The sequence below is a fragment of the uncultured Stenotrophomonas sp. genome (assembly GCF_945952405.1).
GTDB lineage: Bacteria > Pseudomonadota > Gammaproteobacteria > Xanthomonadales > Xanthomonadaceae > Stenotrophomonas.
On the sequence record NZ_CAMFIA010000009.1, the window covers coordinates 14643 to 24773 of the forward strand.

Sequence of the window (10131 nt, forward strand, 5' to 3'; positions counted from 1 at the left end):
CTCACAGCGGTGCCACCGCGCCGCGGCTCGGCGCTTCGCGGCGGCGGCGGATCGCCTCCACGCACTCGGAAACCAGGGCCGGGCCACGGAAGATCAGCCCGCTGTAGCACTGCACCAGCGCCGCACCGGCGGCCATCTTCGCCACCGCATCGGCACCGGACAGGATGCCGCCGACGCCGACCAGCGGTACCGATTCGGGTAGGCGCGAACGCAGGCGGCGCAGCACCAGGGTGGACTGCTCCAGCACCGGCGCACCGGACAGGCCGCCGGCTTCATTGGCCAGCGGGTGGCCGGCCACCTTGCTGTGGTCGATGGTGGTGTTGGTGGCGATCACGCCGTCCACCTGCAGTTCGCCCAGCACCCGCGCGGCGGCGTCGATGTCACGGTCACTCAGGTCCGGCGCCACCTTCACCAGCATCGGCACGCGGCGGCCATGCGCGGCGGCGAGGTGTTCCTGGCGGTCGCGCAGCTGGCTGACCAGCTGGCGCAGCGCGGTTTCCTCCTGCAGCTCACGCAGCCCGGCGGTGTTGGGCGAGGAGATGTTGACGGTGATGTAGTCGGCCAGCGGATACACCTTGTCCAGGCAGGCGATGTAATCGTCCACGGCCCTTTCGTTGGGGGTGTCCTTGTTCTTGCCGATGTTGATGCCGAGCAGGCCGCGGCGGTTGCGCGCGCGCTCTACATTGCGCACCAGCGCATCCACGCCCGCATTGTTGAAGCCCATGCGGTTGATGATCGCGTTGTGCTCCGGCAGGCGGAACAGCCGGGGCTGCGGATTGCCGGCCTGCGGGCGCGGGGTGATGGTGCCGATCTCGACGAAGCCGAAGCCCAGCGCGAACAGCGCATCGATGTGCTCGCCGTTCTTGTCCAGCCCGGCGGCCAGGCCGACCGGATTGGGGAAGGTCAGCCCGAACACGGTACTCGGCATCGGCGCGATGCGTGCGGCCAGCAACGGCGTGGTGCCGGTGCGCCAGGCCAGGTCCAGTGCGGACAGGCCAAGGCCGTGGGCGCGCTCGGCGTCGAGCGAGAACAGGAAGGGGCGGGCAAGCGAATACATGCGTCGGTTCAGTCCAGCGTGCCGAGGAAGGCTCGGGTTCGATATTCAAAAGCGACCTGGCCGTCGACCGCGTGGGCGGCGAACAGGTCCTGCAGGGCGCTGATCATCGGCGCGTGGCGCGGATGATCGGCCTGCGGAGCATAGGAGGAGGACAGCAGGCGCCCGCGCAGCGCGTCGAAGTCCAGGTACTGCACGTTCGGCAGCTCGACCATGCCGCGCAGGCCGGTGCCGAACCAGGCCTGCATGGTGGCATCGTCCTGGTAGCGCTCGGCCACGGCGCTGTAGTCGGTGCCGAACTGCAGCAGCAGTTGTTCGTAGCCGACCAGGAACGGGCTGGCATCGAGCAGCCGCGAATTCCAGTAGATCAGTGCCTGGCCACCCGGGCGCAGGATGCGTTGCCACTCGGCGCGCACCGCCACGGTATCGAACCAGTGGAACGCCTGCGCGACGCTGACCAGGTCGATGCTGGCGTCGGCCAGGCCGGTGGCCTCGGCGCGGCCGTCCACCGCACGGAACCGCGGATACTGCGGTGCCAGCCAGTGTTCCGCAGCGCCCCGCATGGCCGCATTGGGTTCGACCGCCACGACGGGATGTCCGCTGGCCAGGAACTGGCGGCTGGAGATGCCGGTGCCGGCGCCGATGTCGGCGACCTCGGCGGCAGGGCTGACGCCCATCGGGCCGTGCAGCCACTGCAGCAGGGCCGGCGGGTAGTCGGGCCTGTAGCGGACGTAGTCGGCAACGCGGCTGCTGAAGCGTTCAGTGCTGTCGGAGGCGGTCATGGCGGTCAGTTCGAGACCGCCGCCAGCCATGCCAGGCCGCCGAAGAACAGGATGAAGACCAGCACCGCGGCGACCACCGCGCCGACCATTACCCAGCCCAGCACCAGCCCGGTGACGGCCAGGCCATCGCCTTCCAGTTCATGCGGGCGGCGGCGGATCTCGGCGCGGGCCATGTGGCCGGTGATGATGGCGACGATGCTGGCCACGAAGGGCAGGACGGTCCAGCTGGCGATGCCCATGACCAGGCTGACGACGGCCAGGGCGCTTGTCTGTCGGGGTGCCACGCTCATCGGGGTCCTCCTTGGCAGTGTGCACATGATAGTGCCTCTGCCACGGCAATCCCATGCCTGGCGGCTACGATGGCAGGCGTCGACCTGGGTCGACGAAAGGCACGCCAACCCAGGTTGGCGCGCTACCGGGGGACGATGTCAGCCCATCAACACCTGGCCGCCATCCACGTTGAGCACGCTGCCGGTGATCCAGCGCGCCAGCGGCGAGCACAGGAACAGCGCGGCGTCGGCAATCTCGCGCGGGTGGCCGAAACGGCCGAACGGGATCTTCGCCAGGGTGCCGTGGTACAGCGCCGGGTCCTCGCTGCGACGGCGGTCCCACAGGCCGTCAGCGAATTCGATCGAGCCCGGCGCGATGGCGTTGACCCGGATCCGGTCCTTGGCCAGGGCCAGGGCCTGCGAGGTGGTGTAGTGCGAGAGCGCGGCCTTGGCAGCGGCGTAGGGCGCGCCGCCGGGACGCGGCTGCTGCGCGGCGATCGACGACAGGTTGAGGATGCAGGCGTCGCTGGATGCGCGCAGCCAGGGCAGCGCCAGGCGCGACGCACGCACGGCGGCCATCAGGTCGACCTGCAGGCTGGCGGCCCAGCCGTCTTCGTCGTCAGCCATGCCGTAGCCGGTGGCGTTGTTGACCAGCACGTCGATGCCACCCAGGGCATCGGCGGCCGCCTGCAGCCAGGCCTGGATCTGGACGACGTCGGCCAGATCGGCCGCGAACGCGTGCACCGGTGTGCCCTGCGCCTGTGCATCGGCACGGACCGCATCCAGGCCGGCCTGGCCGCGGGCGCAGACCGAGACCTGCGCGCCGGCCCCGGCAAAGGCCAGCGCCATCTCACGGCCAATGCCCTTGCTGCCACCGGCGATCAGCACGCAACGGCCGCTGAAATCGAGGATCGGAGCCCGCGAGGGGCTCCCATCCCGGGTTGCGGTCAGATCCCCAGAGGAGCTCTGACCCTCAGCCGTGGCCGAGCGCGTTGCCATCACAGGTCGAACTTGATGCCCTGCGCCAGCGGCAGCGAATCCGAGTAGTTGATGGTGTTGGTCTGGCGGCGCATGTAGACCTTCCACGCATCCGAACCGGACTCGCGGCCACCGCCGGTGTCCTTCTCGCCACCGAACGCGCCGCCGATTTCCGCACCCGAGGTGCCGATGTTGATGTTGGCGATGCCGCAGTCGCTGCCGGCCGCCGACAGGAACTTCTCGGCGGTCTTCAGGTTCTGGGTGAAGATCGAGGACGACAGGCCCTGCGGCACGCCGTTCTGCATGTCGATGGCTTCATCGATGCTGTCGTACGGCATCACGTACAGGATCGGCGCGAAGGTCTCGTGCTGGACCACGGCATCACTGTTCTTCAGGCCGGAGACGATCGCCGGCAGCACGAAGTTGCCGGCACGGTCGATGCGGGTGCCGCCGGTTTCAATGGTGCCGGCGGCGGCCTTGGCCTGGGCGATGGCATCCAGGAACTGCTGCACGGCACCGTCGCTGTTGAGCGGGCCCATCAGGTTGGCGGCATCGGTCGGATCGCCGATCTTGCCTTCCACCTGCTTGTAGGCCTTGACCAGGGTGGCCAGCACATCGGCGTAGATCGAGCGATGCACGATCAGGCGGCGGGTGGTGGTGCAGCGCTGGCCGGCGGTACCCACCGCACCGAACACGATGCCGGGCACGGCCAGCTTCAGGTCAGCGGTTTCGTCCAGGATGATGGCATTGTTGCCGCCCAGCTCCAGCAGGCAGCGGCCCAGGCGGCGCGCGACCTTCTCGTTGACGGTGCGGCCGACCTGGGTCGAACCGGTGAAGCTGATCAGCGGCACGCGGCGGTCATCGACCATCTTTTCCGACAGCGCGGTACCGGCGTCGTTGATCAGGAAGAAGATGTCCGGGAAGCCGGCTTCGCGCAGGGCGTCGTTGCAGATCTTCAGCGAGGCGATGGCGGTCAGCGGCGTCTTGTTGGACGGCTTCCAGATGCACACGTCGCCACAGATGGCGGCCAGGAACGAGTTCCAGCTCCACACCGCGACCGGGAAGTTGAAGGCCGAGATGATGCCGACCAGGCCCAGCGGGTGGTACTGCTCGTACATGCGGTGGCCGGGGCGCTCGGAGTGCATGGTGTAGCCGTACAGCATGCGGCTCTGGCCGACCGCGAAATCGGCGATGTCGATCATCTCCTGCACTTCGCCATCGCCTTCCGGCTTGCTCTTGCCCATTTCCAGCGCGACCAGCGAACCCAGCGCGTCCTTGTGCTTGCGCAGGGCCTCGCCGCACAGGCGCACGGCTTCGCCGCGGCGCGGGGCCGGCGTGGTGCGCCAGACCTTGAAGGCTTCCTGGGCACGGGCGACGACGGTGTCGTACTCGGCCTCGGTGGTGGCGCGGACCTGCGCGATCGGCTCGCCGGTGGTCGGGTTGACCGGGGTGATCAGCTCACCGCTGGTCGCGCTCGACCACTCCCCGTTGCCCAGGTACGTGCCAGCGTTGATCGCGTCCAGGCCAAGGGACTTGAGCAGCTCGGAAGACATGCAGACTCCTGTGTTTCGTTACGTTGTTTGGCGCCATCGCGGGCAGGTGGGGGACGCGATGAACTGAATCCCCGATGGTAGCAGAGCGCTCCGTCCGGCCATGGTGCAATGCGCCAGCGGAACCGGGCGGAACATGAATGCTTGGAGGGCAGGGGCGTTGCCTGTAAACTTCCCGGCTGCATGGCCCCGTAGCTCAGCTGGATAGAGCGTCCCCCTCCTAAGGGGAAGGTCGCCCGTTCGAATCGGGCCGGGGTCACCATGATCGATGCCGCATGAGGCGAGGCTCATTCCGCAGAGCTGCCTCCTCTGTCTGGCCCTTCTGCTGCATGGCGCCCGGGCTCAAGGAGGAGCTGATGCCGCCTTCAATGCCTCAACTGCGGTACAGCCCGCAGAGCAATGACGAACTGCTGTATCACTACTGCTCGGCTGAGACCCTGTTGGCGGTCCTCAGTCACGGGACCCTTCGTCTCTGTGATCTGGCAACCATGAACGACTCCATGGAGCTGAGTTGGGGGGCGAAGCTGCTGGGAGAAATTCTGGCCCGCGATGAAATTCTCAGGTTGGTGCGGACGGAGGGCACTATTGATGAGTTTCTGGCATCGGCCGGCAGCAAGTTCAAGGTGCTTGCCAGCTGCTTTTCCATGAGGAAGGACCAGCTGAGCCAGTGGCGGGCCTACGCGAACAACGGTGCGGGTTTCTGCATTGGATTTTCCGCAGCTTCCATTCGAGCATTGAGGGGCACCATGATGCGCGTCTGCTACGATGTTGAAGCGCAGCGGAAGATGCTGGAAAGTGCGTTCGAGCAAAGTCTGGTCAGCTCGGCCAAGCCGGACGGGCTTGATGCGAACAGCGTGAGATGGGCCATCATGGACCTGCTTCTTGACGTGGCAGGCATGAAGAATCCCGCATTCAGCGAGGAGTCCGAGGTTCGGCTGTGCAATCCCATTATGGTGGATGACGCAGCGCCGATGCCGAAGCTCTCCTACCCCTCGCAGCTCCTGGAGCCCCCAGACCTGAAGTTTCTCATGCGGGGTACCAATCCCACGCCTTACTCTGATCTGAAGTTGCCCGACAAGCTCGAGGCAATCCGCGAAGTCTGGATCGGACCGCGAGCCGAAGCCAGCGAGATGCAGATGAAGGTCATGCTGGGGACAATGGGTTACACAAAGACGCAAGTCATCAAATCTGCAGCGTCGTACAGATAAGAAAAAAGGGGACGGAGGGAATTAAGTCGCATGTGCCATAAACGACTTAATCCCCTCCGTCCCCTTTTTTAGGGCTTCGGCGACCTGGGCGCGGTCGTGGCCGCGCAGTGGGAGCAGGGGGTGGGGCAGGTTGTCGTCGGCGCACAGGCCCATCAATGCGGCGGCGCACGCGATCACACGCAGGCCGCCGAAGCGGTCGTACAGCGCCCATAGCGGGGCCAGCTGCGCCGACAGCGCCTGTGCCGTGGCAAGTTCTCCGCCGCGCGCGGCACGGGTGATCCGCAGTGCCAGTTCGGGGAACAGGCCGCCGATCACCGAGTACCAGCCATCGCAGCCCGCAGCCAGTCCATGCACGGCGGCGGCGTCGCCGCTGATGCCGAGGGTGACGTGTGCCGGGATGCGGCTGCGCAGGGCGGCAACCCGGGCCGCGGCCTCGGCCGGGTCGTCGGACAGGCGCGGAATCTTGATCGAGGCGATGTTGGGCAGGGCGGCGATCCGCCCATGCAGCTCATCGCTGAAGCGGAAGTGGGTGGTGCCCGGATTGTCGTAGACGCAGATCGGGGTGCGTACTGCGCTGCAGACCGCTTCGAACAGCGCCTCGACCTCATGTTCCTTCAGCGGCTGGTAGGACACCGGCGCCAGCAGCAGCCCGGCCGCACCGGCGTCTTCGGCATCGATGGCCAGTTCCAGCACGTCACGGGTGCGCAGCGCGCCGACGCCGGCGATCACCGGTACGCCACCGGCATGGGCAACGGCCTGGCGCAGCACCCGTTTGCGCTCGTCCTTCTGCAGATAGGCGTAGCTGCCGGTGGAGCCGAGGATGCCGATCGAGTCCACCCCGGAGACCGCCAGGCGATCGACCAGGCCGGTGAACGCGCGCATGTCGATGTCCTGGTCGGCGAGGGGCGTGAGCGGGAATGCACTGTGGCCGTGGAACATGGGATACCCGGAGTGGACGGTGGATGGGCTGGCAACCGGCGGGCGGCGCGTGGACGCCAGGCATTGTTTATTGTCATAGGACAAAATTCAAGGATGGCCGGCTGGAGGATGCCGGACCGGTTCATCCCGGCAGTGGTGCAGCCTGCTGCGCCTGCCACTCGCCGCGGGTGATGCGGCTGATGTGCTCGGTGCGGTAGTCGCCGAGGAAGCGGTTGAACGCGTTGACCTCGGTGTGGTGATGGCGGAAGCCGCACTTGGCCCGCGCGCTCATCGACTGCAGGTTGTCGGCGTAGTAGCCACACCACAGCGCGTCCAGCTGCAGGCCGAGGAAGGCATGCCGCATCACCTCGCGCACGGCCTCGGGGACCAGGCCGCGGCCCCAGTACGGCACGCCGATCCAATAGGCGATCTCGCCCTCGAATTCGCCGATCTCGAAGTTGCTGTCGGCGCCGATCAGGATGCCGACACAGCCGATGGCATGGCCGTCCTCGCGGCTCTGCAATGCGTAGACTTCGGCCCGGTTGAAGACCGTGCGGATGATCTCGGCACTTTCCTCGACACTGGTGTGGGCTGGCCAACCCGCGATGGGCCCAACCCGCGGATCGCGGGCATAGGTGTACAGGTCGGTGGCGTCGGTGTCGCGCCAGGGACGCAGGATCAGGCGTTCGGTATGCAGGGTCATGGCCGCTTGCAGGTGCAGGAAGAGAGCGCACAGGCTAGGCCCGGCGGCACCGCGGCCCCAGAGCGGGACCTTGATGATTTCGGTACTTTTCACAACTCGTTCCGGCTGCCCGGTAAGCTGCTCCCCGGAATCCCGACGGATCGGCTCATGGACCGCATACCCCAGCTTCTGGATCAGGACGAATCCATGCGCCTGGAAGTCAGCACGCTGGCCGAGGGGCAGGGCGTCCCGTTGTCCTTCGGGCACGCTTACCTGGCGGTGCTGGTGTGCCTGGGCGGGCGCGCACGCTTTGCGCTGAATTTCCGCGAGGTGGCGGTGCAGCGGCACGATGTGCTGGTGCTGGCGGAGGACACGCTGGCCCTGCTGCGGCAGCGCTCGCGCGGTTTCCTGGCGATGGTCTGCCTGATGCCCAAGGCATTGGCGTCGGAGGTGGCCTATGTGCTGCCCAATGCGCTGTTCAAGTTCCTGCACGAGCAGCCCCACTGCGTTCCGTCGCCGCTGGAGGTGCCGCTGCTGCAGGGGTGGCTGCAGCAGCTGCTGGACGCGCAGCACAATGGCGGGCGCTACCGGCACGTGATGCTGCGCAACCTGCTGCAGACCTTCTTCCTGAAATTCGCCACGTTGCTGCCGACGCGCCACGTGGCGGTGCAGCAGGTGAGCCGGCGCGAGCGCCTGGCCTGGAATTTCTGGGAGCTGGTCGGCCAGCGCAGCACGCGCCAGCGCGACGTGCAGTCCTACGCCGAGGCGCTGTGCATCACCCCGTTCTATCTTTCACAGCTGACCCGGGAATGTTTCGATGAAACGCCGAAGGCGTTGATCGACCGTCAGGTGGTGCTGGAGATCAAGGCGCTGCTGAGTTACAGCGAGCTGCCGATCGGACGCATCGCCGAGCGCCTGTGCTTCGAGGATGCGTCCTACCTGTGCCGCTACTTCCGGCGCCATACCGGGCAATCGCTGAGTGGCTACCGCCGTGCGGGGCAGGGCATGGCTAATGGGACACGAACAACGGTGCCGGAACCTCGGCCAGCAGGTCCTCGGTGACGCCACCGAGCACGCGCTCGACCACGCGGCTGCGGCTGTAGGGACCGAGCACCAGCAGGTCGGCTTCAGCATCGAGCACATGCTGGCGGATGGTGGCGGCCACGCCGCCCTGGCTGGAGCTGATCGCCTGGATCTCCACCTCGACACCGTGCCGGGACAGATGCTGGGCCATCTCCGCGCCCGGGGCGGCGTCGGCCTTGGGGGTGTCGACCATCAGCAGGTGCACCGCCTGCGCGCGCGCCAGCAGCGGCAGTGCGTCGGCCACCGCGCGTCGCGCCTGCTTGCTGGCATTCCAGGCCACGACGATGCGCCGCCCGACCTGCTCGCCGCGCCAGTGCGGCGGCACCAGCAGCATCGGTACGCCGGTCTGGCGCAGCGTGCCGAGCGGGTGCCAGCCACTGGGTGCGCCGGGCGTATGCGGATAGCCGGCAATGATCAGGTCGCAGTACAGCGAGTGCAGGGCAAGGTCGGCGCCGCCAAGATAATCCGAGACGATGCGCAGCTCGGTGCTGAGCTGCAGCGGCTCCGCCGCGCCGTGCAGGTTCTGCATCAGCTGTGCGGTGCAGGCCGCATCGGCGCGGGCTTCGTGGTCGAGCGCGGCGGCAATGCCGGCGCCACGGGCAAAACCGTTGGCAATGTCGCTCGGATGCTGGGCGGTGGAGACCGCGATCAGGTGCGCCTGTTGGGCCTGCGCCAGATGCGCGGCGATGTTCAGGATGCGGTTTCCGGTGTCACTCGCATCAAACAGTACGGCGATGTCGCGTAGTGGATGCAGCATGGCGTTGTCTCCTTCGATGCGTGTGACGCGTTCCCTGCGGTGCACCGACCCGGGTGCACCGGACGCGCCTCTGTTGTAGCGCATCCTTGTTTCGGTTGAATCATTTTTGATTCAGTTTATTAATTTATGATTCATGCTAGCGTGACGATGCCCTGCATCCTGGTCCTTCCATGCGCGCTGCCACCGCACGTAACCGCCGCGATCTGCACCACGCCCTGGCTGCCACCCTGGTCAGCCATCCGCGCTGCACGCTCAGCGAGCTGGCGCGTGGGGCGGGCATCAGCCGGGCCACGCTGTACCGGTTTGCGCCGACCCGCGAGGCGATCGACGAAGCCCTGTTCGTGGCGGGCTTCGAGCGGCTGGAAGCGGCGGCCCGCAGGTTCGATGGCGACGCGGATGCGCGGCAGGCACTCGAGCAGGTCACGGCGGAACTGCTGGCCGACTGGGAGCTGGTGACGCTGGTGTTCGCGCGGATGATGGAAGAGCAGCAGCGCCAGGGTGACCTGCACCTGCTGCCGGAACGCTGGGCGCCGATCGGCGAGCGTTTCGAGGCGTTTTTCCTGCGGGGCCAGGCGTCGGGCGAGTTCAACGTCGGCTTCACTGCAGTGTGGCTGGCCGACTTCTACTGGACCTGCTTCTACGGCATCACCTGGTCGCTCGCGCGCGGCCGATTGGCGCCGGCGATGGCGGCGTCCACGCTGCTGGCCTCGTTCCAGCATGGCGCGATGAACGCCTGAGCGACGGCTGCGGCACGCTGCGCGTGGACGCAACGCGCGCCGAATTCGCGTGGTGACTTGCCGGAAAGGGCGCTGCGACTGCCGGAATCGTGCACGGGTGCCGTATGCGGCAT

The 10131-nt window shown here is 67.1% G+C and carries 11 protein-coding genes and 1 tRNA gene; 4 read left to right on the top strand and 8 right to left on the bottom strand.

All coding sequences use genetic code 11. The annotated features are described in order from the left end of the window. Position 1: 1 nt before the first annotated feature. From Q0P60_RS10995 to Q0P60_RS11015, 5 genes are all read right to left on the bottom strand, one after another. The gene (locus Q0P60_RS10995; protein ID WP_294992738.1) at positions 2 to 1057 is read right to left on the bottom strand and encodes a quinone-dependent dihydroorotate dehydrogenase; all 1056 of its coding nucleotides are present in this window, start codon (positions 1055 to 1057) and stop codon (positions 2 to 4) included. Between the two features lie 8 nt (positions 1058 to 1065). Then, entirely contained in the window at positions 1066 to 1836 is a 771-nt protein-coding gene (locus tag Q0P60_RS11000; RefSeq protein ID WP_294992741.1) for a class I SAM-dependent methyltransferase, read from the bottom strand. Positions 1837 to 1841: 5 nt separating this feature from the next. Continuing rightward, the gene (locus Q0P60_RS11005) at positions 1842 to 2126 is read right to left on the bottom strand and encodes a DUF4190 domain-containing protein (protein WP_294992744.1); all 285 of its coding nucleotides are present in this window, start codon (positions 2124 to 2126) and stop codon (positions 1842 to 1844) included. A gap of 138 nt (positions 2127 to 2264) precedes the next feature. Then, on the bottom strand, positions 2265 to 3104 hold the full coding sequence (locus tag Q0P60_RS11010; RefSeq protein ID WP_294992747.1) for an SDR family oxidoreductase: 840 nt from the start codon (positions 3102 to 3104) through the stop codon (positions 2265 to 2267). Further along, a complete protein-coding gene (locus tag Q0P60_RS11015; protein WP_294992750.1) occupies positions 3104 to 4636 on the bottom strand; it encodes an aldehyde dehydrogenase family protein in 1533 nt (510 codons plus the stop codon). The genes Q0P60_RS11010 and Q0P60_RS11015 overlap by 1 nt, the downstream gene beginning before the upstream one ends. 182 nt (positions 4637 to 4818) lie before the next feature. Here Q0P60_RS11015 and Q0P60_RS11020 point away from each other — a divergent pair. Both Q0P60_RS11020 and Q0P60_RS11025 read left to right on the top strand, forming a co-directional pair. Then, positions 4819 to 4895: transfer RNA gene (locus Q0P60_RS11020), tRNA-Arg, on the top strand. A gap of 94 nt (positions 4896 to 4989) precedes the next feature. Further along, positions 4990 to 5841, top strand: coding sequence for a DUF2971 domain-containing protein (locus tag Q0P60_RS11025; protein ID WP_294992754.1), 852 nt, complete (start codon positions 4990 to 4992; stop codon positions 5839 to 5841). 21 nt (positions 5842 to 5862) lie between these two features. On the opposite strand, the gene Q0P60_RS11030 is transcribed toward Q0P60_RS11025, so the two are convergent. Both Q0P60_RS11030 and Q0P60_RS11035 read right to left on the bottom strand, forming a co-directional pair. After that, positions 5863 to 6780: a dihydrodipicolinate synthase family protein gene (locus Q0P60_RS11030; protein ID WP_294992757.1), complete on the bottom strand. Its 918-nt coding sequence runs from the start codon at positions 6778 to 6780 to the stop codon at positions 5863 to 5865. Positions 6781 to 6901: 121 nt separating this feature from the next. Further along, entirely contained in the window at positions 6902 to 7462 is a 561-nt protein-coding gene (locus Q0P60_RS11035) for a GNAT family N-acetyltransferase (protein ID WP_294992760.1), read from the bottom strand. A gap of 147 nt (positions 7463 to 7609) precedes the next feature. Here Q0P60_RS11035 and Q0P60_RS11040 point away from each other — a divergent pair, with 147 nt between their 5' ends. Beyond that, the gene (locus Q0P60_RS11040) at positions 7610 to 8503 is read left to right on the top strand and encodes a helix-turn-helix domain-containing protein (protein ID WP_345780328.1); all 894 of its coding nucleotides are present in this window, start codon (positions 7610 to 7612) and stop codon (positions 8501 to 8503) included. Here Q0P60_RS11040 and Q0P60_RS11045 read toward each other — a convergent pair. Further along, on the bottom strand, positions 8451 to 9281 hold the full coding sequence (locus tag Q0P60_RS11045) for a universal stress protein (protein ID WP_294992767.1): 831 nt from the start codon (positions 9279 to 9281) through the stop codon (positions 8451 to 8453). The genes Q0P60_RS11040 and Q0P60_RS11045 overlap by 53 nt on opposite strands. A gap of 170 nt (positions 9282 to 9451) precedes the next feature. Here Q0P60_RS11045 and Q0P60_RS11050 point away from each other — a divergent pair, with 170 nt between their 5' ends. Further along, positions 9452 to 10018, top strand: a complete 567-nt coding sequence (locus tag Q0P60_RS11050) for a TetR/AcrR family transcriptional regulator (RefSeq protein WP_294992771.1) — start codon at positions 9452 to 9454, stop codon at positions 10016 to 10018. The last annotated feature ends 113 nt before the right edge of the window (positions 10019 to 10131 follow it).